The organism is Lactiplantibacillus sp. 7.2.4, from assembly GCF_018991185.1.
In the GTDB taxonomy this organism is placed as follows: domain Bacteria; phylum Bacillota; class Bacilli; order Lactobacillales; family Lactobacillaceae; genus Lactiplantibacillus; species Lactiplantibacillus pentosus.
The window spans coordinates 21,528-43,537 of the sequence record NZ_JAGYGS010000019.1; the positions used below are offsets into that span (position 1 = coordinate 21,528).

The window sequence follows — 22,010 nt, forward strand, 5'->3', positions numbered from 1 at the left end:
GACCATCTTGTTCAGGTTGTCGTTCAGCACTGCCCGCTGCCCACACCCAGCAGGCATCCGACCAATCTTAGCCCACTTGCCGCACTGGTTCATTTTCTTCAACATCCGCCACCTGGGCCGCCTGATGGACTTGGATACCGTGTTGGAAGACGTCTTTGTCATGCTGAATCACGCGAATATCTTCGATTGGGTTGGCCGTCATTGCAATAAAGTCCGCGAATTTGCCGGCCGCAATCGTCCCGTATTCGGCATCCACATGCATCGCCCGCGCGCAGTTGATCGTCGCTGTATCGATGGCTTGAGCCGGTGTCATCCCCGCTTTATCGACATAGAGCTGCATTTCATAAGCGGATTCATCCTCGAACCCGTTGTACGGCGTCCCGGCATCCGTCCCCATCGCAATTGGGATTCCCGCTGCAGCGGCCTTCGTGATACTTGCGAAGTGTTTCTTGATGTTCACGATAACTTTTTCGCGCGCCCAGGCTGGCACAGTCTTTTCACCATATTTATAAATGGCATACATCGCATTCATCGTCGGCACAATGACCGTGCCGTGTTTACGCATCATTTCAATGGTTTCATCATCAATATCAAAGGCATGTTCGACCGTATCGACGCCGGCTTGAACGGCTTCTTTGACACCCGCATTACCTTGGGCATGGGCCGCGACTGTCTTGCCTTTATGATGGGCTTCTTCGACCGCTGCCTGGACCTCTTCGAAGTTAAATTGAATGTCATCCGGCGTTTCACCATTGCGAAGCACGCCGCCCGTGACCATCATCTTGATATTGTCAACGCCCATCTTGAGCGCTTGCCGAACGCCGTGAATCACCGCGTCAACACCATCAACTTCATGACCGCCATCCGCACCGTGACCACCTGTGATCGAGAAGGCTTGCCCGGACGTCATTACGCGGGGTCCGGCAATCTTACCTTCGCGTTGCATTTTTGCAATGGCGACGTCAATATCATATTGGGCCCCCACATTGCGGATGTAGGTGACGCCATGATTGATCATATCCTGCATATTGCGAATGGCGTACATCGTATTGTATTCACGAGACGCTGGATGGCGGTCTTCTTGCCCATCATGCCACCAATACGTTGGAATACTGGTGATATGCGTATGCGCGTTCATGATCCCCGGCATCACGTACTTACCTTGCATGTCGGTCGTCTGTTCAGCAATCGTATCGGGTGTCCCGGTACCAATCGCGATGATTTTACCAGTTGTATCGTCAACGGTCATAAACTGATTGTCGATAAACGTTTGCTTTTCTGAACTGTAGATTGAGGCGTTGATATAGTTGGTTTTGGTCATAATAATGACTTCCTTTCATTTTGGCAGGTCGCGTCCCGTCTCGTAACGGTAACGGACCATCGTTTTCATCACAACATTGTTGGTTCTTTAACTGACTGGCCACCACGCCTCACCACCTTTCAGGGTTATCTATTATTTCCAATAAGCATATTGAAGTTGACTGTCCGTTCCAGAAAACTCATCCCACTTCAATCCACCGACATCCTTGCTGACCAAGAACGCGGATGAGGCTTGATAAGTTGGAATGACCGCGGCTAGCTTCATCAACCGGCGATCAGCTTGTTTCTCATAGGCCCACCGCTGTGCCGCGGTGTATTTGGCCGTGTCGGAGACTTTCGCCATCAACGCATCATACTTGGCATCCTTCCACTGGGTGAAGTTGATGCTGTTAGAACTCTGCATGCCATCCAAGAAGTTCTGCGCGTCCGGGTAATCTGGGCCCCAGCCAACCGTGACTAGGTCGAAGTTCCCCGTGAAATCTCGTGAAACGTGGGTCGCGTGTGGCACCGCCACGATTTTGATTGTCACACCTTTCAAATACTTCTCAGCCACGCCCTGAACGTATTCCGCCAGCTTCTTCTCGGTATCCGTGTCATCACACAAGAAGTTCAACGTGACCTTCTGCTTGCCTAGCTCTTGTTGGGCCTTTTGCCAATATTGCTTGGCCTTCTTAATATTCGTTGGCGATAGATTGCCGACTTCCTTGACGAAATCTTCACCGGTCGTTGGATCACTCGCATAGTTTTTCGGGACGATGTTCGTTGCCGCTTGCGAGCCATCTTGTAACACATCCTTGGCCAACGTCTTCTGATTAACGACGAGGCTCAGGGCGTGCCGGAAATTCTCATTAGCCGTGACCGACTTCTTACTATTGAAGTAAATGTAATTATTCCGCCCAGTTTTGGTGACCGTCATTTCCTTATTGTTGGCATTATTCTTGACGTATTGTCCCGAAATATTTGTCACTTGCACGGTCCCAGCGTTGAATAGGTTCTGCGCCGTATTATCGTCCTTGGTCACCGTGACTTTGATACGCTTGATTTTGACGTTTTTAGCATTCCAGTAATACTTGTTCTTGACGTAATACCAGCTATCATTGGAGCCTTTCCAGCCCTTGATGACGTAGGCCCCGTTTGCCACCGTTGTCGCAGAATTGCTACCGAGCTTGGACCCGTACTTGTTAACGGCGGCCGTATTGAGTGGGTAAAAACTGGTGAACTCGTAATTCATATACGGCACGGGTTTGCTCAATTTAATTGAAAACGTGCGCTTGTTGATCGCTGTGACACCTAGCTTATTGACCGCCATCTTCCCTTTATTGACCGCATCGAAATTCTTGATGTAACTGATTGCATCTAGATTTTGTGACTTCGTTTTCGGATTAGCCTGCCGCCGTAGCGCCGTGACAAAGTCTTGTGACGTGATCTTCGTGCCATTCTGCCAGCGCGCATTCTTTCGAATCGTAAACGTGTAGCGGGTCTTGTTCTCAGTCGGTTTGACCTTCTTTTCAACGACCCCCGCGACGATCTTATTATTCGCATTTTTGCGATAAATGCCTTCGCCGGTTTGTGTAATGACGGCACCACCATTGGTTTCAATCGACGTGGTTGGATCACTGGTCATTGGCTCCCCAGGAATCGTGATGCCTAACGTCTTATTCTGGTTGGCTGCGCTGGTCGTCTTTGAAGAATTAGAGACCGCGCCTAAGCAGCCGGTTAATAATAAGGCACTCACAACCCCAATAATGCTATATGTATACTTTGCCTGCATCCCTAATCCCTCCATATGTATGATCTTAATCAGCTTAAACTGGCGTCCGATAAACACAAAAAGACGTCCCACTAAGCTATTGCTTAAAAGGACGTCTTCACGCGGTACCACCTCATTTGCGAGTCAGGACAACTCGCCACTTACATACGGCCAAATGAATTGACGATATGTTGGTACGCTATCGAGTACAACCGGCAGTCGCTTCACACGACTGCTCACTAACTATCGACTTTGAGTGATCAGTGCAGGTCGCTTTGCAGCTGCCGCGACTCTCTGTGACTGACTGATAACCGACTCCTCGATGGCCGTTCGTTTAATCTAATTATTTTTTAATGTGATTCACATCTTAGCGGTGATTTTTGGATTTGTCAAATCTTTTTTTCGAATTTTTTTAAGTGCGTGCGCAACTGTGGTTAGCAGATTGCTATCGTATCAGGCCTATTCATGGATGGTTAAAAAATGCGCGTTCTTAAGACGGCTCGCTTAGACCCGCTGGAAACAGTGCAAATCGGCGTAAACCTACAGTGATAGATTCATTCTGCGCCAGCTTCCAGAAATTTCTGACGCTACCGGAACGCGACACAGATTTAAGCCGGACACCCACTTCTGAAGTGCTGGTCTTCCAATAATCAAGCACACAACGTTCACTAAGTAGCATTTCATGGCTGAGGATTGTCAGCGTTGAAGTGTCCCGTTCCAACGCTATCAGACAGCCTCGCAGTTCAGACTAGGATACATTTCCGGCTGGCAAATACCCGGACGGCGAATTTTGACTATTCAGTAAAGATAAAATCAAGGCACAAAAAAAGACCCACCACACGGCAGGTCCATTTGTATTTAACGTTTATGATTGCGAATCGCACGCTTTCTAGCTTTTTCCAAAGCCCGCTTGCGTTCTCGTTCTGCTTTTTGCTTCTCTTCCCGTTCGCGATTGATCTTGAATGGGTTTTGCAGGAGCAAGGTTTGTCCAACTTGGAATGCGTTGGAGATCACCCAGTACAAGGACAAGGCTGATGGCACGTTGATGGCCGTAATCAAGATAATCACGGGCATCAGGTACGTCATCGAAGTCGTCATCCCATTTTGCTCTGGTTGCGACTTCATCGCTAACCAGGAACTGGCGAACGTGAAGATCGCCGCCAGAATCGGCAAGACGTAGTACGGGTCCTTACTACCTAATTGAAGCCATAAGAACGAACCGGTCTTCAGGACTTGGGTCCGCCAGATTGCTTGGTACAATGCAATCAAGATTGGCAACTGAACTAGCAATGGCAACATGCTGGCCATTGGATGCACACCATGCTTGGCGTACAACTTCTTCATTTCCGCTTGGAGCTTTTGCTGAGTTTCCATGTCCCGCGATGAATATTGCTTTTGTAAAGCCTTCATCTGCGGTTGGACCTCTTGCATGGCTACCATGTTGCGGGTTTGGAAGATCATCAATGGTAAGATGATGACCCGGATGATCAACGTAAAGACGATGATCCCGAGACCATAACTATGACCGAACAAGTTTGATAACCAAATAATCGCCCGTGAGAAGTTCAAGATGATCAAGCCATCCCAAAATCCGGTACTCTTATCCGTGATGGGAGTATTGCTACACCCACTCAAAACTAGTACAAGTGCTAGTACGGCCAGCATTGCCAGTATTTTTCTGTACTTTTTCAAACGAATGTCCTCACTTTAATCATTGTCCAGCAGGTGCGCTAGCTTTAGCGCATGGCTTAGATAAGCTTTGGTTTCGGCTTGCGACTTACCGGCAACGGTTGGTCGGGCAATGACGAGGAAGTCCGCATCTTGCTTAAGCTGCGGCTTTAGCTCGGTGATTGATTGCCGAATCCGGCGTTTGACCCAGTTACGCGCAACGGCATTCCCAATCTTTTTACCGACTGAAATACCCACGCGGAAATGAGGTTGCCCCGGTTTTTCCAAAACGTAAATGACAAATTGACGATTGGCATACGAGTTGCGGGTCTCAAAAACTTGTTGGAACTCAGTTTCCTTTTTTACCCGATATGATTTTCGCATAATCCATCTCCATGTGTGCGCTCAAGCTCACCTGAGCGAATTGCTACACGACTTTACAGCCCTAAACACTCGGTCCAGGACTGTAAAGAAAAAGCCACTGATAATCAGTGGCCTATGCAGACAATACTTTTCTGCCTCGTTGGCGGCGACGGGCTAACACTTTGCGGCCATTACTGGTGCTCATCCGTTTGCGGAAGCCATGTACACGTTGACGATGGCGCTTCTTTGGTTGGTAAGTTCTCTTCATCATGACACCTCCTTCTCCATAATGACATGAATCAATTCGATTAAGTCGTTATTTTCAAAACGCAGTTTACATCCTAAATGCATTTCCTGACTACTATAGCATATTTTACTTTATTTGAAAACCAGTAAATTTAATTTTCGTTCACCTGATTGCTGGACTAACGACCGGTTAGTTGCGAATGACATTGTGGACGACCCAAACACAACTTTCCGTTATTCGCAGGTTGCCCACAGACTTTTCGACAAAATCACGGGGTGTTATTTAGTTATCCACAGGACGTATTTCTTGTGTGCATAACAATCTTAAAGGCTGCTAGATCAAGGCTAGTTTTAAACTCGTTTTTGTGGATAACTGTTAATTTTACTCAAAACAGTTTATTTTTCGACAGCCTGTGGATTGTCAATCACCACCTTGTGAATTCTCTTAACTTTAACTTGTCCACCTGTGGAAAACTCGATATGTTCATGCTAAAATAGAATTACGTTTTTTAAGAAAAGGGGTATCCACGTGCTGGAACGTAATGACTTATGGAATCTCATTAAGTTCTCTATGGAACAAGATCTATCCAAGATCACGTTTCAAACGTTTGTCGAACCGGCAAAACCGCTCCAACTCGATAAGGCCCAGATGACGATCGAAGTCCCAACACAACTTCATCGTGATTACTGGGAGAAAAACTTGGCCGCAAAGTTCACGGACATTGCGATGCAAGCGACTAACGAGCAGATCCGGCCGGTGATGATAACGGAAGAAGAACGTCAGCAGCTTACGCGTGATAACGACGCGCAGGCGACTACCGGTAACGTTGCGGGACAACAACCAACAACCGCAACTACCCCCACATTTATGCGGGAAACGAAACTCAACCCGAAATATACATTTGATACTTTCGTCATCGGCAAAGGGAACCAAATGGCCCATGCCGCAGCGTTAGTTGTGTCGGAAGAGCCCGGGACAATGTATAATCCGTTGTTTTTCTACGGGGGCGTTGGTCTGGGCAAAACCCACCTAATGCACGCTATCGGTAACAAATTGTTAGAAACCGATCCGACTAGTAACATCAAATACGTCACTAGCGAATCCTTCACCAATGAATTGATCAATGCCATCCAAACGAAAAAACAGGAAGCGTTTCGGGAAGAATACCGCAACGTCGACCTGTTATTAGTCGATGATATTCAATTCTTTGCCAATAAGGAAGCAACGCAAGAAGAGTTCTTCCATACATTTAATGCTTTATATGAAGATGATAAGCAAATCGTGCTGACTTCAGACCGGTTGCCAAACGAAATTCCGCAACTGCAAGATCGGTTAGTGTCGCGATTCAAATGGGGCTTATCCGTTGATATTACACCTCCGGACCTCGAGACACGGATCGCCATTTTGCGGAATAAAGCTGATTTAGAAGGCATCGAGATTCCCGACGATACGCTCAGTTATATCGCCGGACAAATCGATTCTAATGTCCGTGAACTAGAAGGGGCACTGGCCCGCGTTCAAGCTTATTCGCGACTCAATAATTCGCCAATTACCACTAGTTTAGTGGCCGATGCGTTGAAGAGTTTGCACCTTAGCAGTAAACTATCAGAGGTCTCAATTCCCGTCATTCAGGAAAAGGTCGCCAAGTATTTCCACGTTTCAATGGCTGACCTTAAAGGGAAGAAACGCAACAAACAAATCGTGATTCCGCGCCAAATCGCCATGTATCTCTCACGCGAACTGACAGAAAGTTCACTCCCACGGATCGGGAACGAATTTGGTGGCAAGGATCATACGACCGTCATTCACGCCCATGACAAAATAACGAAGGCCCTCAAAACCGACCCCGAGTTACAAAAAGCCGTGGGTGATCTGACTGGTCAGCTTAAATCGTAGTGTGGATAAAAAAGAATAACTCAAGAAGTTTTCCACAACTTATGCACATGTGGAAAACTCAATAGCCGTTAGCTTTTACTTAGTTTTCCACAGTACCCACTGCTCTACTATTACTACGAACTTTTATTACTAATCTATATCTAGTGCCCGTCGCTAGAAAGAGGGGATTTAACTTATGAAATTCACGATCAATCGATCAGCGTTCATCAAAGAATTAAATAATGTCCAACGTGCAATTTCTTCAAAGACGACGATTCCAATTTTGACTGGCTTAAAATTAGACGTTAGTACCGATGCCATTACCTTAACCGGTAGTGACGCCGATATTTCAATCGAAACGACGATTCCAGCCAGTGATGACAACAATACGTTAGTCGTTGAAGATGCTGGTTCAATCGTATTACCTGCACGGTTCTTCAGTGAAATCGTTAAGAAATTACCAGAAGATACCATGACCGTTAACGTTACGGATGGTTTCCAGACCCAGATCACTTCTGGTGCAGCTTCCTTTACCATCAATGGTTTGGACCCTGAAAATTATCCGCACTTACCTGAAATCGATACGACGAATACCATTACGTTAGCCGGTGACGTGCTCAAAGAATTGATCGGACAAACCGTTATTGCCGTTTCTAATCAAGAAAGTCGGCCAATCTTGACCGGGGTTCATTTTATTTTGGCCAATGGTGAATTCCTAGCCGTCGCAACCGACTCACACCGGTTAAGTCAACGCCGCATCAAGTTACCAGAAGCCAATAATGCCAACTATGACGTGATTATCCCTGGGAAGAGTCTCACGGAACTATCCCGGATGATCGGCGATGATAACCCAGATGTTCAAATGCGCTTATCTGAAAATCAAGTGCTCTTCGTGCTTGGTAACACGGCGTTTTATTCCCGGTTACTGGAAGGAAATTATCCAGACACGTCCCGCTTGATTCCTAAAGAATCCAATACGACGGTCGAAATTTCAGCACCCGCATTATCCGCAGCTATCGAACGGGCATCCTTGCTCTCACACGAAAGCCGCAATAACGTGGTTCGTTTCTCCGTTAACCCAACGGACAAAACCATCACGATTTTTGGGAACTCACCAGATGTCGGTGAAGTAACCGAACAGTTGCAACCGACCGACTTAGCTGGTGATGAACTTGAAATTTCGTTCAACCCTGATTACATGAAAGAAGCTTTACGTTCATTCGGCCAAGCGATGATCAAGATTTCATTCACGATGGCATTACGCCCATTCACGTTGGTTCCAACTGAAGAAGGCGAAAACTTCATCCAACTGATCACGCCAGTTCGGACTTTCTAATTAGCTGAATAAATATACAATTACAAGTAAAAGGCGCCCAATCGCATGCAGATTGGGCGCCTTTTTAGCTGCAGTTAAAACTGCCAGAATGCTGGTACAGCCGCTAGTTTGTTGTGGTGTAACTTTTGAAGTTCTAAATCGTGCATATTCAAAAATAAGTGGTGGTGCTCGCTGATGACCGACGTGTCGTTAAGGCCCATAGCAAGTGCTGACTGAGGAGACTGACTGATCAATTTCAGACGATTACTGACTAATCCGAGAATCAACAGTTGCGTTTTCAGCTAATTTGTGTGCGAAAAAACAAGATATTTTATGAATATCCGCCATTTTTGCGAATTTCAGCAAATTTACCCCGGGGTTAGTATCCCGATATTTAAATGGCTTAAATCGGCTTAAAATGGCTCTGAGCGCGGTTATAAATTGAATTTTCATTAAAAAACAAGTATAATATAACCTGTTAGGAGTGTGCGTCACACTTCAGACGATCGTTTAATAGCTTGTAATCAGATAGGCAGGTGACATTGTGAAACAGCCAATAGATATCAATACCCCATATATGACACTGGGGCAGCTCTTAAAAGAAACGGCCATCATCGGGTCAGGTGGTCAAGCCAAGTGGTTTTTTAAAGAAATGACCGTATTAGTGAATGGTGAACCAGATGATCGGCGGGGTCGGAAACTTTATCCAGGCGATACGATTGAAGTTGAAGACAACGGGTCATTTTTTATTCGCTCAAATCAAGAAACGACTGATTAGATGTACTTAGAAAATTTAGTCTTGCATGATTTTCGAAACTACGCGGATCTGACCATTGATTTTAGTCAGGGTGTCAATGTATTACTCGGTGAGAACGCCCAGGGCAAGACCAACCTGCTAGAGGCCATTTACGTGTTAGCGTTAACGCGTAGTCACCGAACTGCTAATGACAAAGAACTGATTCGTTGGCAGGCCACTACGGCGACGTTGCAAGGCCGGTTACATAAAAGTACCGGTACCGTCCCACTGGAGCTTGAGCTCGGTCGGCGGGGCAAACGGGCCAAGGTGAACCACCTCGAACAGGCCAAGTTATCTCAATACGTGGGTAATTTGAACGTCATTGTATTTGCGCCCGAAGATTTATCAATCGTCAAAGGCGCGCCTTCAGTTCGGCGGCGCTTTATGGATATGGAATTTGGTCAGATGAGTCCGAAATACCTCTATAACTTGAGCCAGTACCGCACGATTTTAAAACAACGTAATCAGTATTTACGGCAGTTGAATCGGCAACAAGCCAAGGATAAGGTCTATTTGGGTGTTTTATCAGACCAGTTAGCGGCATTTGGCGCGGAGATCATCCATAAACGACTGGAATTATTGCAACAACTCGAACAGTGGGCCCAGGCCGTTCACAGCGAAATCACGCAGCAGCAAGAACAACTGACCTTTCACTATGTCACACAAGTCCCAGATGCCGACCAGACATCGGTCGACCATATTTATCAAACGCTACAAGCTTTGTATGAGCAACAGCAAGCCAAAGAAATCTTTCAAGGCACGACCCTCTTAGGGCCCCACCGCGACGATTTGCAGTTTGGTGTCAATGGGAAAAATGTCCAAACATATGGCTCCCAAGGCCAACAGCGGACGACCGCCTTGTCGGTTAAGCTTGCTGAAATTGATCTGATGAAAGCGGAGACCGGGGAATACCCAGTCCTATTATTAGACGATGTCTTATCAGAATTAGATGCTGCGCGGCAGACCCATCTGCTGACAGCGATACAAGATAAAGTGCAGACCTTTTTAACCACGCCGAGTCTCGACGGGGTGGCCCGCAAATTAATTAATGCGCCAAAAGTATTTGAAGTTAGTCACGGCACTTTACAAGAGGAGGAACCGCATTGACCGAAAACGAAAAAGAAACCAAACTTGAACAGGCTCGTGAATACGATGCCAGTCAGATTCAAGTTTTGGAAGGATTAGAAGCTGTCCGGAAACGTCCCGGAATGTATATCGGTACCACGAGTAGCCAAGGTCTCCATCATTTGGTCTGGGAAATCGTGGACAACGGGATCGATGAAGCGTTGGCAGGATTTGCAAACGTCATTCACGTGACCGTTGAAAAGGATAACAGTATCACGGTAACCGATAATGGGCGGGGGATTCCAGTCGATATCCAAGAAAAGACTGGTAAACCAGCCCTCGAAACGGTTTATACGATTCTACATGCCGGTGGTAAGTTTGGCGGTGGCGGTTATAAAGTCTCCGGTGGTCTGCACGGGGTTGGGGCCTCAGTCGTTAACGCACTGTCCTCAAGCCTGGATGTTAAAGTTACCCGGAATGGCCATGTTTATTACATGGACTTTGAACGTGGGAAAGTGAAGACACCGATGAAGATTATCGGTGACGCGCCGGACGATGCGCATGGAACGGCCGTTCATTTTGTGCCGGATCCAGATATTTTCCGTGAAACGACGACCTATGATATTAATATTTTAACGACACGAATTCGTGAACTGGCCTTCTTGAACAAGGGCCTGCGCATCACGATTCGCGACAATCGACCAGACGAACCGACTGAAGACGACTTTCTCTATGAAGGTGGAATTCGGCACTACGTTGAATACCTCGATAAGAACAAGACGGTCTTGTTCCCAGAACCAATCTACGTGGAAGGGGAACAAAACGGTATCACGGTGGAAGTCGCACTCCAATATACGGATGACTACCACAGCAATCTGATGACGTTTACCAACAATATTCATACCTACGAAGGTGGGACCCATGAAGAAGGGTTCAAACGCGCCTTAACGCGGGTCATCAACGACTATGCGCGTAAAAATAACCTGTTGAAGGAAAGCGACGCGAACCTATCTGGTGAAGACGTGCGTGAAGGAATGACGGCCGTTGTCAGTGTCAAGCACCCGGACCCACAATTTGAAGGTCAAACGAAGACCAAGTTGGGGAACTCCGATGCGCGGGCTGCAGTGGACCGCTTGTTCTCAGAACACTTCAGTAAGTACTTGATGGAAAACCCAAGTGTTGCGCGCAAAGTAGTTGATAAAGGGATGCTTGCTTCCAAGGCCCGGGTCGCTGCCAAGCGTGCGCGGGAAGTGACGCGGAAGAAGAGCGGACTTGAAATCAGTAATCTGCCCGGTAAATTAGCCGATAACACCAGTAAAGACCCTGAAATCAGTGAATTATTCATCGTCGAAGGGGATTCCGCCGGTGGGTCAGCTAAGCAGGGGCGTTCGCGGTTAACGCAAGCAATCCTACCAATCCGGGGGAAAATTTTAAACGTCGAAAAGGCCAGCATCGATAAGATTCTAGCTAACGAAGAAATTCGGTCACTATTTACAGCGATGGGCACTGGTTTCGGTGGTGACTTCGACTTGAGCAAGGCCAACTACCACAAGTTGATCATCATGACCGATGCCGATGTCGATGGTGCGCATATTCGGACGTTACTCTTAACGTTGTTCTACCGGTATATGCGGCCGTTAGTGGATGCTGGGTTCGTGTATATTGCCCAGCCACCGTTGTATCAAGTGCGCCAAGGTAAATTCGTGAAGTATATCGATTCCGATGAAGAATTGAGCGAGGTCTTGGGACAATTGGCCCCATCACCTAAGCCAGTTGTGCAACGGTACAAGGGGCTTGGTGAAATGGACGCGGAACAATTATGGGAAACGACCATGGATCCAGACAAGCGGCGGCTTTTGCGCGTTCGTGATGAAGATGCGGCCGATGCTGACGGCGTCTTCTCGATGTTAATGGGCGACCAAGTCAAACCGCGCCGGGAATTTATTGAAGATAATGCCAAGTTCGTCCAGGATCTGGATGTTTAGTGTGTCAGCTTAGTGGTTCAACGCTGAGTGGCTGGGAGACATTGGCATGGTTAGTTAATGACCTGGTCAATCCGTCAGTTCTGCTCAACCGATTAGGCGGTAGGACTGCCCAGTAGACATATTATTAAACGAGCTTTAATCGCGGCAAAATGGATGAAGGAGGACGAATATTTTGGCTGATTCAGATTTATCAAACAATCGCATTTCGGATGTGAACCTCTCCAAAACCATGCGGACGTCATTCTTAAGTTACGCCATGAGTGTTATCGTGGCGCGGGCGTTACCGGATGTGCGAGATGGATTAAAACCAGTGCACCGGCGGATCCTTTACGGGATGAGTGAACTGGGTGTGACGCCGGACAAACCTTATAAGAAATCGGCCCGGATCGTCGGGGACGTCATGGGGAAATATCATCCCCACGGTGACTCCGCAATTTACGAGTCAATGGTGCGGATGGCCCAAGACTTTAGTTATCGCTACATGCTAGTCGATGGTCACGGGAACTTTGGCTCCGTCGATGGTGATGGTGCCGCTGCCATGCGGTATACCGAAGCCCGGATGAGTAAAATCGCGGTTGAAATGCTGCGCGATATTAATAAAGACACGGTTGATTGGCAACCTAACTATGACGATACGGAGCGGGAACCAGCAGTTTTACCTGCCCGTTTCCCTAACCTATTAGTCAACGGGGCGACCGGGATCGCCGTTGGGATGACGACCAACATTCCACCACATAACTTGGTTGAAGTTATTTCTGCCATTCACTTGTTGATGGATAATCCGGATGCAACGACTGCGGACTTGATGGAAGTCTTACCAGGACCAGATTTCCCAACTGGCGGAATCGTCATGGGTAAATCTGGGATTCGGAAAGCTTACCAGACCGGACGCGGTAACATTATCGTGCGGGCCAAGGTCGATATCCAAGACCAGAAGAACGGCAAGCAACGGATCATCGTGACCGAATTACCTTACATGGTCAATAAAGCCAAGTTGATTGAACGAATCGCGGGCCTGGCTCGGGACAAGGAAATCGAAGGCATTACCGACATCAATGATGAAAGTGACCGTGAAGGGATGCGGATCGTGATTGATGTTCGCCGGGATGCCAGTGCCTCCGTCATCTTGAATAATTTATACAAGATGACGTTGATGCAGACGAACTTTGGTTTCAACATGTTGGCCATCGTCAAGGGTGCGCCAAAAGTCTTAAGTCTCAAGCAGATTTTGATCTATTACTTGGAACACCAAGAAGACGTTATTCGGCGGCGGACGGAATTCGACTTGAAGAAGGCCCAAGCACGGGCCCACATTCTAGAAGGGTTACGAATCGCGCTTGACCATATCGATGAAATCATTCGGATCATTCGTCAGTCTGAAACGAGTGAAATCGCTAAGAACCAATTGATGGATAACTTCGGTTTGTCAGACAAACAGGCCCAAGCCATCTTGGATATGCGGTTAGTTCGCCTGACCGGTTTGGAACGTGAAAAGATTGAGAGCGAGTATCAAGACTTACTGAAGTCGATCGCGGACTACAAAGAAATTCTAGGCAGCAAGGAACGCATCAACCAAATCATCTACGAAGAATTAATGGAAATTCAACGGAAATTTGGTGACAAGCGCCGGACTGAACTCATGGTCGGTGAAGTCTTAAGTATCGAAGACGAAGACTTGATCGAAGAAGAAGAAGTTGCCGTGACCTTGACGCACAATGGCTACATCAAACGCTTGCCAACGACTGAATTTAAGTCGCAACATCGTGGTGGCCGTGGGATTCAAGGGATGGACGTGCACGATGATGACTTTATCGAGCACCTCTTAACGACATCGACGCACGATGTCTTACTCTTCTTTACGAATGCTGGTAAGGTCTATCGGATGAAGGCCTACGAAATTCCTGAATACGGCCGGACCGCTAAGGGGATTCCAGTCATCAACCTATTGGGTGTTAATTCCGGTGAGAAGATTCAGGCGGTCGTTAACGTTACGGGCGATGCCAGTGCGTCAGACAACTACCTGTTCTTCACCACGGTCAACGGGGTCGTTAAACGGACACCGGTTCAAGAATTTGCCAATATCCGGAGTAACGGCTTAAAGGCGATTACGTTGAAGGATGACGACGAATTGATTGGCGTCACGATTACTGACGGTCACCAGAACGTGATCATCGGGACCCATGACGGTTATGCGGTCAGTTTCGATGAAACCACGGTACGTTCGATGGGTCGGACGGCCTCTGGGGTTCGTGGGATTCGTCTCCGCGACGATGACTTTGTGATTGGCTTTGACGTCTTGAAGCCTGACAGCAACGTCTTTATCATCACTGAAAAAGGCTACGGGAAACAAACGCCAGCCGCTGATTACCCAATCAAGGGTCGTGGTGGTAAAGGAATCAAGACGGCGAACGTGACAGACAAGAACGGTCATTTAGCTGGCTTGACGACAGTTGACGGTCAAGAAGATATCATGGTCATGACCAACCAGGGTGTGATGATTCGTTTCAACATTGCGACGGTCTCACAAACTGGCCGGGCCACGTTAGGTGTTCGCTTGATTCGCTTAGACGATGACGGCAAAGTTGCCACGATGGCCAAGGTCGATCCAGAGCCTGAAGGTGACGAACCAACGGATGCTAACGCAACTGAAGGCACCACTGATAACACAGCCGCAAACGAGACTGCGTCAGTTGAAGAAACCCCAGCCGCTACGCCAAACGACGGCACGACTGGTTCAGAGGACTCAGACAGTACGGATAGTTCAGACGATTCAGCTGAATAGTGAATTAATGATTTTAAAGCTTCGCGACAGTGTTCGCGAAGCTTTTTTTGAACTTAAAGTGAGAAGTACGGCGGTTGATTGGCGAAAAGTGTCATGGTGTTGGCGTACTGTTCGTCAGCTGATGATCTACTTATTCCGACTTCCGGGGCTGGCTGACAACGCTGGAACAGGGCGGACATCGATTTGAACTCACGCAGAAGTTCGCTGCGCAATTTCAAATACGGGTCTTCTTCTAGCCCGGGAAGACCACCAGGACAAGAAGAACTTCGCCCTTGAGCATTGTCAGCCAGCCCCGGAAGTCGGGAACCCGCTCGAATGGATGATGAACGACCACATACTCTGGTGCAATTGACCATTGAATATTAGGAAATTCGACCTTCATGAAACTTTGAATCGACATGGATGATGATTTATGGCATTTAAATACCGAGAAGAAGGACTGGAAATTACTAGCCGGATTACTAATCAATTCCAAGAGAAACTAATCTGAGAGTTAAGCAATTGAATTGATACTCGTGTAGAGAAGTTAGGTTTTGCCGTCTTGACCGGCTAGAAAAATTCTGAAAAGTTCAGTAATGCAACTGGTTCGCATAATTAAAAAAGAAGAAAGCAGCTTAGAGGTTATCGATTGTCTCACAGTTGGCAATAAAAGTGATGGCTTACCTTGAATCAATGACCAGTTCATCAAAAGTTGAGTCCACACATGTCAGCCTGTCAAATACCATCCCGGGTGGAAGGTATTCTGGGCAAGGCCAAGTACTATTTCAGAGTGTAAGGTTCAGGCTGGTTGGGACTGAGGATTAGCCTAGCTAGAGCGTTAAGCGGCGAACTTCCGCTTGGCGTTCTGGCGTAGCTAACCGGAAGTCCCAGTCTGACCCGAGCACGTTTCATCCATACTACAGCCAACGTGGAAGACCAGTATTTAAGACGTGGGTTGTCGGCTTAAATCTGTGTCCACCACGTCACGGCCATTGCCCAGAATGCCTGGAAGCCGGCTTAGGACGATACTACAACAGCAGGTTTACGTGAACTCGCACTGTTTCCAGTGGATCTCAGCTGGCAGCCTTTGAACTTAAAAACTAGCTGGCTTATAACGAGGTAGCGCGAATTGAATAATCTAGGCAATGTGTGACGATATATTTGACTTCGAGCGCAGGCGTCATGTGCAAAATTGACCTGCACTTTCAGAAAATGAAAATATTTCCCGGGAAATAAAGCGGAAATTACCCGACTTCTGCGTAACTAACTGATGTAACGGATTCAGGATTTTTTTGTAACAGTCGGCCGCTGCAACCCTTGCAACAAACTGATTTAGATGATATACTTTAAATTCGTGAGTATCTGGCGTTCGCTAGATTACTTTCCTTGCTCTTCGCAGAGAAGGGCCTGAAGTCCATAAGGAGGTGCAAATTTCATGAGTGAATCAAAGAAATATGAAATTACTTACATCGTACGTCCCGACATCGACGATGCTGCTAAGACAGCTTTAGTTGATCGTTTTGACAAAATCTTAACTGATAACGGTGCGCAAGTAATTGATTCAAAAGACTGGTCAAAGCGTCGTTTCGCATACGAAATCGGTGGCTTTAACGAAGGTACTTACCATATCGTTAACTTAACAGCTACTGACGATGCTGCTTTGAACGAATTCGACCGTCTTTCAAAGATCAATGATGACATCTTACGTCACATGATCGTTAAACGCGAAGACTAATAGACAAAATTAATTTCAAGAGAGGAGCGCTTCTGCATGATTAACCGTACAATTCTTGTTGGCCGACTAACAAGAGATCCGGAATTACGTTACACGAATGGTGGTGCCGCCGTCGCGACATTCACAATTGCCGTAAACCGTCAATTCACGAATCAAAATGGGGAACGTGAAGCAGATTTTATCAGCTGCGTCATCTGGCGTAAAGCTGCTGAAAACTTTGCTAACTTCACCCATAAAGGTTCGCTTGTTGGAATCGATGGCCGGATTCAAACCCGGAACTACGAAAACCAACAAGGGGTACGAGTTTACGTTACAGAAGTTGTCGTTGAAAACTTCTCACTACTAGAATCACGTGCAGAGTCTGAACGTCATCAGGCTGCTAATGGTGGTAGTAATAACAATTACAACAATGGTAATTCGAATTACAACAATAATAGTGGGTATAGTAATCAAGGCCAAAATACGGCTCCTCAACAATCATCAGCGAATAACAACAACCCATTTGGGAATGGAAACGCCGGTAATGCGAACAGTGCCGCACCATCAAGCAGTGCGAACAATAACCAAGCCGATCCATTTGCGAATAATGGCGATCAGATTGATATCTCGGATGATGATTTACCATTCTAGTCTAATTGCTTAGACAGACATCGAGGAGGGAACTATCAATGGCACAACAAAGAAGAGGTGGCCGTCGTCGTCGTAAAGTCGACTTCATCGCCGCTAACCATATCGAATACATCGATTATAAAGATACTGACTTATTACGTCGTTTCATTTCAGAACGTGGAAAGATTTTGCCACGTCGTGTAACTGGGACTAGTGCTAAGAACCAACGTGCTTTAACGATCGCTATCAAGCGTGCACGGATCATGGGCTTATTAGCATTCGTATCCGAAGACTAATCAGTCATTTAAAACCACAGACTTCAGTGCTGTGGTTTTTATTTACCCTGAAAATGGCGAAGACTAGCTAGCTACGGCAAATGAAGCGTTTACGTTGTTCAACACCAATCGCTGAAGCAAATGGTGGTTTGTGATAAAATATAGACATTACTGAGAAGGCTTGAGGGATTTTTAAAATGAAAAAGATCTTTTCGCGCGAAAAAATTCCATTTTTCTTACAAAACCAACAGTTACGGCTCTTAGCGCTGGTTATTTTTGGCTTGTCGCTAATTATGCTCGTGACCGGTTATTTGATGAATTGGATTTTTGGGACAGTTGTCCTCATCTTAATTGTGATGGCAGGCGTGATGTCCTACAATACGCTAATTGAGCTGAGCTCGAGTGCTAACGAATATATTTCGGATTTGTCTTATCGTATCAAACGCGGTGAGCAGGAAGCCTTGATTCAGATGCCAATTGGTGTGATGATTTTTAACGCTGATCAGACCATCGAATGGGTCAATCCTTATCTGCAACGGTATTTTGGTGATAAGGACGTCTTAGGTTATCGCTTGGAAGATATCGATCCAGCCTTGGCAGAGACGCTGAGCGCGCATATGGACGAACCAGCCACGATTCGCTGGCAAGACTATCAATTTGATTTACGCGTCCAACAGAGCACCAATACCGTCTATATGATGGACGTCACCAAGTACGCTGAACTGACCGACCAGTTTGAAGACGAAAAGTTAGTGATTGGTCAGATTTTCCTCGATAACTACGATGAGATTACCCAGTCGATGACTGATACGGACATTTCCAATCTGAATAATTACGTGACCAACGAATTGTCAAAGTGGACGCAGATGTTCGGCATGTACTTGAAGCGGCTCGATGATGACCACTTTTTCTTACTCGGCTACGCAAGCAGTTTGCGCCGGGTCGAAGAAAATAAGTTCCGCATCTTGGACCGCATTCGAGAATCGACTTCGAAGCAAAACTTCCCATTAACGTTGAGTATTGGGATTGCTTACGGCGAACGGAACATGAATAATTTAGCCGACTTAGCGCAAAGTAACATGGACCTGGCGTTAGGGCGGGGTGGTGACCAAGTTGTCGTGAAGGCTGAAGATGAACCAGCACGCTTCTATGGTGGTAAGACCAACCCGATGGAAAAACGGACGCGGGTCCGGGCACGGATGATTAGTCAGACCCTACAGGAATTGATGAATCAGTCCGACCAGGTCTTTGTCCAAGGGCATCGCCAACCAGATATGGATGCGGTGGGGGCCTGCTTGGGTATTCGGCGGATCGCCAAAATGAATGACAAACAATGTTGGATCGTTTTGGATGAACAAAATGTCCATTCAGATATTCAACGGTTACTAGATCAATTGAAGTCTGATGAAGATATCGAAGCTTCGATTATTTCACCAGAGGAGGCCCTCGAAAAGGCCACTGACCAAAGTTTATTGATTATGGCCGACCATTCTAAGCCAAGTATTTCGATGTCGCAGGCGCTTTATGAACGGCTTGAAAATCGCGTCATGATTATTGACCACCATCGTCGGGGCGAAGAATTTCCAGAAAACCCAGTTTTGGTTTATATTGAACCATATGCCTCATCGACGTGTGAGCTGATTACTGAAATGTTCGAATATCAGTCTCATGATGCGGAACCAATCAATAAGATCGAAGCCACCGCAATGTTGACGGGGATCGTAATTGATACCAAGTCGTTCTCATTGCGGTCTGGTTCACGGACCTTCGATGCGGCTAGTTACTTACGTTCAGCGGGTGCTGATTCGCTGCTCGTACAACAGTTTATGAAGGAAAATGTCGATAGTTATCTCCAACGCAATCACCTCATTGAGACGGTTGAGTTTGTTAACCAGGACATGGCGCTCTGTGTTGGTGAAAACGACCAAGTATATGATCCGGTGACGGCGGCCCAAGCTGCGGATTCACTGTTGTCCATGTCAGGCGTCGACGCGTCATTTGTGATTACGCGCCGTGAAGACGGTCGAGTCGGCATCTCCGCACGGTCGCTAGGCGAGATCAACGTCCAAGTTTATATGGAAAAACTGGGTGGTGGCGGTCACTTATCTAACGCCGCAACTCAGATTGAAGGCCAGTCGGTTGATGAGGTTAAACAATCATTGATTGATTTGTTAACGGCCACTGATACGACCGATTCAGAATCTAATTAGGAGTGAAGACAAGATGCAAGTTATTTTTTTGAGTGATGTTCGTGGAAAAGGAAAACGTGGTCAAATCAAGAACGTGCCGGATGGGTACGCCACTAACTTTTTAATCAAAAAAGGATTGGCGAAGGAAGCCACCAAAGCAGCAATCAACACGTTGAAGGCTGAACAGAAGTCCGAAGCAGCCCGGGCTGCCGAAGAGTTAGCGGAAGCTAAGCAAGTCAAAACGGTGCTTGAAGCTGACGAAACAGTCGTTGAATTGAAAGCTAAGGCTGGTACCGATGGCCGTTTGTTCGGCTCAATTCCTAGCAAACAAATTGCCACGGCTTTAGCTGACCAATACCAAGTCAAGTTAGATAAACGTAAAATCGAATTGCCAGAACCAATTCGGGTATTAGGCTACACCAACGTGCCCGTTAAGTTACACCCAGAAGTAACGGCGAAAATTCGCGTACACGTTGTCGAAAAGTAAAAGGACGGATCATAAATGAACAACGATGTGCTGGATCAAACCCCACCACAAAATATTGAAGCTGAAAAAGCGGTCTTAGGGGCCATTTTCTTGAATAGTGACGCCCTCGTGGAAGCCATGGAGTTTGTCGAAGCGCAAGATTTCTATCGCCGCGCACATCAAATCATTTTTGCTAGCATGGTGACCTTGAACGACCGGGACGAAGCGATTGATGCGGTGACGGTCAGCGATTTATTGACGGCCCAAAATCAATTGGAAGACGTCGGTGGGATGAGCTACATTGCTGAACTGGCTGGTTCAGTACCAACTGCCGCTAATGCGGGCTACTATGCTAAAATCGTGGCGCAAAAAGCGACAGTGCGGCGGTTGATCAAGACCGCGACGGAAATCACGCAAAAAGCCTATACTGAAAATGACGACGTGACGACGTTGTTGGATGATGCCGAGCGCGACATCATGAATGTGTCGGAACAGCGTAATCAGAGTGGGTTTAAGTCGATTTCGGATGTGTTGAATGCGTCCATCGAAGAAATCGACCGGTTATACCAAAATGACGATGATATTACCGGATTACCGACTGGCTTTGCCGAACTCGACAAGATGACGGCGGGACTACAACCGGATAACTTGATTATCTTGGCAGCCCGGCCGGCCGTTGGTAAGACGGCCTTTGTCTTAAACATTGCGCAAAACGTGGCGACTAAAACCGATACGACAGTGGCAATTTTCAGTCTTGAAATGGGGGCCGAATCGTTAGTTAACCGGATGCTGTGTGCTGAAGGTAGTATCGATGCCGGCCACTTGCGAACGGGGCAGTTGAATGAAGAAGAGTGGGAACACTTGGTGGTCGCGATGGGGAGTCTCTCCAAGGCCAGCATCTTCATTGACGACACGCCTGGCATCAAGATGTCTGAAATTCGTGCCAAGAGTCGGCGGTTGGCGAAGGAACAAGGTAACCTGGGTCTGATCGTCGTCGATTACTTGCAGCTGATCGAAGGTAGTAATACCGAAAGCCGGCAACAAGAAGTTTCTGAAATTTCACGGCAAATGAAGAAGCTGGCAAAGGAACTCGGCGTGCCCGTCATTGCGCTATCTCAATTGTCACGTGGCGTTGAACAACGTCAAGATAAGCGCCCAGTGCTGTCTGATATTCGTGAATCTGGATCAATTGAACAAGATGCGGATATCGTTGCCTTCCTATACCGGGAAGATTATTACGAACGTGAAGGCGGCGACGATGAAGATGGCGGCGGTAACTTTGGCGGTGGTGGCGGCGACTTTAACGGTGGTGATCCTCGTGAGCAGGACGCTTCCGAAGACGTTGGTGAAGTGGAAGTCATCATTGAAAAGAACCGTGCCGGTGCGCGGGGAACAGTCAAATTATTATTCGTCAAACCATTCAATAAATTCTCGTCGGTATCCTATGCACAGGATCCGCAAGCTTAAACCAAGCCTCCTTAATTGTCCTTAAGGGGGCTTTTTTAGCTGGCTTTTTTGGGGGACCGGATGAGAGCCGGCAATCAAAATATAAATGCCCCTGTTATTTTGAATAAATTTTGCTATGATGAAA

Annotated in this window: 17 protein-coding genes; 12 read left to right on the top strand and 5 right to left on the bottom strand. The window is 47.0% G+C overall.

Translation table 11 applies throughout. The annotated features are described in order from the left end of the window. Positions 1 to 67 precede the first annotated feature (67 nt). The 5 genes from KGF70_RS07990 to rpmH all read right to left on the bottom strand — a co-directional run bounded on the left by KGF70_RS07990 (position 68) and on the right by rpmH (position 5,369). The gene (locus KGF70_RS07990; RefSeq protein WP_050338064.1) at positions 68 to 1,321 is read right to left on the bottom strand and encodes an amidohydrolase family protein; all 1,254 of its coding nucleotides are present in this window, start codon (positions 1,319 to 1,321) and stop codon (positions 68 to 70) included. Between the two features lie 132 nt (positions 1,322 to 1,453). Beyond that, positions 1,454 to 3,091 carry a peptide ABC transporter substrate-binding protein gene (locus tag KGF70_RS07995; RefSeq protein WP_216768318.1) on the bottom strand — a complete coding sequence of 546 codons (1,638 nt, stop codon included), beginning with the start codon at positions 3,089 to 3,091 and terminating at the stop codon, positions 1,454 to 1,456. A gap of 837 nt (positions 3,092 to 3,928) precedes the next feature. Further along, complete coding sequence (gene yidC, locus KGF70_RS08000; RefSeq protein WP_082230195.1) at positions 3,929 to 4,762, bottom strand: membrane protein insertase YidC; 834 nt, start codon at positions 4,760 to 4,762, stop codon at positions 3,929 to 3,931. 15 nt (positions 4,763 to 4,777) lie between these two features. Then, positions 4,778 to 5,122: a ribonuclease P protein component gene (rnpA, locus tag KGF70_RS08005; RefSeq protein ID WP_003640224.1), complete on the bottom strand. Its 345-nt coding sequence runs from the start codon at positions 5,120 to 5,122 to the stop codon at positions 4,778 to 4,780. Between the two features lie 112 nt (positions 5,123 to 5,234). Further along, complete coding sequence (rpmH, locus tag KGF70_RS08010; RefSeq protein WP_003640225.1) at positions 5,235 to 5,369, bottom strand: 50S ribosomal protein L34; 135 nt, start codon at positions 5,367 to 5,369, stop codon at positions 5,235 to 5,237. Positions 5,370 to 5,876: 507 nt separating this feature from the next. Here rpmH and dnaA point away from each other — a divergent pair. The 12 genes from dnaA (at position 5,877) to dnaB (ending at position 21,886) form a co-directional block, all read left to right on the top strand. Next, complete coding sequence (gene dnaA, locus KGF70_RS08015) at positions 5,877 to 7,244, top strand: chromosomal replication initiator protein DnaA (protein WP_056952913.1); 1,368 nt, start codon at positions 5,877 to 5,879, stop codon at positions 7,242 to 7,244. Between the two features lie 175 nt (positions 7,245 to 7,419). Further along, positions 7,420 to 8,559, top strand: coding sequence for a DNA polymerase III subunit beta (gene dnaN, locus KGF70_RS08020; RefSeq protein WP_003637266.1), 1,140 nt, complete (start codon positions 7,420 to 7,422; stop codon positions 8,557 to 8,559). 523 nt (positions 8,560 to 9,082) lie between these two features. Then, entirely contained in the window at positions 9,083 to 9,316 is a 234-nt protein-coding gene (gene yaaA, locus KGF70_RS08025) for a S4 domain-containing protein YaaA (protein WP_216768316.1), read from the top strand. Then, on the top strand, positions 9,317 to 10,441 hold the full coding sequence (gene recF / locus KGF70_RS08030; RefSeq protein WP_216768315.1) for a DNA replication/repair protein RecF: 1,125 nt from the start codon (positions 9,317 to 9,319) through the stop codon (positions 10,439 to 10,441). It begins immediately after the preceding gene. Further along, the gene (gene gyrB, locus KGF70_RS08035; RefSeq protein ID WP_120769445.1) at positions 10,438 to 12,384 is read left to right on the top strand and encodes a DNA topoisomerase (ATP-hydrolyzing) subunit B; all 1,947 of its coding nucleotides are present in this window, start codon (positions 10,438 to 10,440) and stop codon (positions 12,382 to 12,384) included. The genes recF and gyrB overlap by 4 nt, the downstream gene beginning before the upstream one ends. A gap of 172 nt (positions 12,385 to 12,556) precedes the next feature. Next, the gene (gene gyrA, locus KGF70_RS08040; protein ID WP_216768314.1) at positions 12,557 to 15,166 is read left to right on the top strand and encodes a DNA gyrase subunit A; all 2,610 of its coding nucleotides are present in this window, start codon (positions 12,557 to 12,559) and stop codon (positions 15,164 to 15,166) included. A 1,414-nt stretch (positions 15,167 to 16,580) separates the two neighbouring features. Beyond that, complete coding sequence (gene rpsF, locus KGF70_RS08045; protein ID WP_003637271.1) at positions 16,581 to 16,880, top strand: 30S ribosomal protein S6; 300 nt, start codon at positions 16,581 to 16,583, stop codon at positions 16,878 to 16,880. A 36-nt stretch (positions 16,881 to 16,916) separates the two neighbouring features. Continuing rightward, on the top strand, positions 16,917 to 17,510 hold the full coding sequence (gene ssb, locus KGF70_RS08050; RefSeq protein WP_216768313.1) for a single-stranded DNA-binding protein: 594 nt from the start codon (positions 16,917 to 16,919) through the stop codon (positions 17,508 to 17,510). A gap of 38 nt (positions 17,511 to 17,548) precedes the next feature. Next, complete coding sequence (gene rpsR / locus KGF70_RS08055) at positions 17,549 to 17,785, top strand: 30S ribosomal protein S18 (protein ID WP_003637273.1); 237 nt, start codon at positions 17,549 to 17,551, stop codon at positions 17,783 to 17,785. A 176-nt stretch (positions 17,786 to 17,961) separates the two neighbouring features. After that, complete coding sequence (locus tag KGF70_RS08060) at positions 17,962 to 19,974, top strand: DHH family phosphoesterase (RefSeq protein WP_050338057.1); 2,013 nt, start codon at positions 17,962 to 17,964, stop codon at positions 19,972 to 19,974. 13 nt (positions 19,975 to 19,987) lie between these two features. Then, entirely contained in the window at positions 19,988 to 20,440 is a 453-nt protein-coding gene (gene rplI / locus KGF70_RS08065) for a 50S ribosomal protein L9 (protein ID WP_050338056.1), read from the top strand. A gap of 15 nt (positions 20,441 to 20,455) precedes the next feature. After that, positions 20,456 to 21,886: a replicative DNA helicase gene (dnaB, locus tag KGF70_RS08070; RefSeq protein WP_088770332.1), complete on the top strand. Its 1,431-nt coding sequence runs from the start codon at positions 20,456 to 20,458 to the stop codon at positions 21,884 to 21,886. Positions 21,887 to 22,010 lie beyond the last annotated feature (124 nt).

What these genes read in the sequence shown, in the direction of transcription:
- KGF70_RS07990 (WP_050338064.1), bottom strand. Translation starts at nt 1,321, where the DNA reads ATGACCAAAACCAACTATATCAACGCCTCAATCTACAGTTCAGAAAAG.
- KGF70_RS07995 (WP_216768318.1), bottom strand. Translation starts at nt 3,091, where the DNA reads ATGCAGGCAAAGTATACATATAGCATTATTGGGGTTGTGAGTGCCTTA.
- rnpA (WP_003640224.1), bottom strand. Translation starts at nt 5,122, where the DNA reads ATGCGAAAATCATATCGGGTAAAAAAGGAAACTGAGTTCCAACAAGTT.
- rpmH (WP_003640225.1), bottom strand. Translation starts at nt 5,369, where the DNA reads ATGAAGAGAACTTACCAACCAAAGAAGCGCCATCGTCAACGTGTACAT.
- dnaN (WP_003637266.1), top strand. Translation starts at nt 7,420, where the DNA reads ATGAAATTCACGATCAATCGATCAGCGTTCATCAAAGAATTAAATAAT.
- recF (WP_216768315.1), top strand. Translation starts at nt 9,317, where the DNA reads ATGTACTTAGAAAATTTAGTCTTGCATGATTTTCGAAACTACGCGGAT.
- rpsF (WP_003637271.1), top strand. Translation starts at nt 16,581, where the DNA reads ATGAGTGAATCAAAGAAATATGAAATTACTTACATCGTACGTCCCGAC.
- ssb (WP_216768313.1), top strand. Translation starts at nt 16,917, where the DNA reads ATGATTAACCGTACAATTCTTGTTGGCCGACTAACAAGAGATCCGGAA.
- rpsR (WP_003637273.1), top strand. Translation starts at nt 17,549, where the DNA reads ATGGCACAACAAAGAAGAGGTGGCCGTCGTCGTCGTAAAGTCGACTTC.
- KGF70_RS08060 (WP_050338057.1), top strand. Translation starts at nt 17,962, where the DNA reads ATGAAAAAGATCTTTTCGCGCGAAAAAATTCCATTTTTCTTACAAAAC.
- rplI (WP_050338056.1), top strand. Translation starts at nt 19,988, where the DNA reads ATGCAAGTTATTTTTTTGAGTGATGTTCGTGGAAAAGGAAAACGTGGT.
- dnaB (WP_088770332.1), top strand. Translation starts at nt 20,456, where the DNA reads ATGAACAACGATGTGCTGGATCAAACCCCACCACAAAATATTGAAGCT.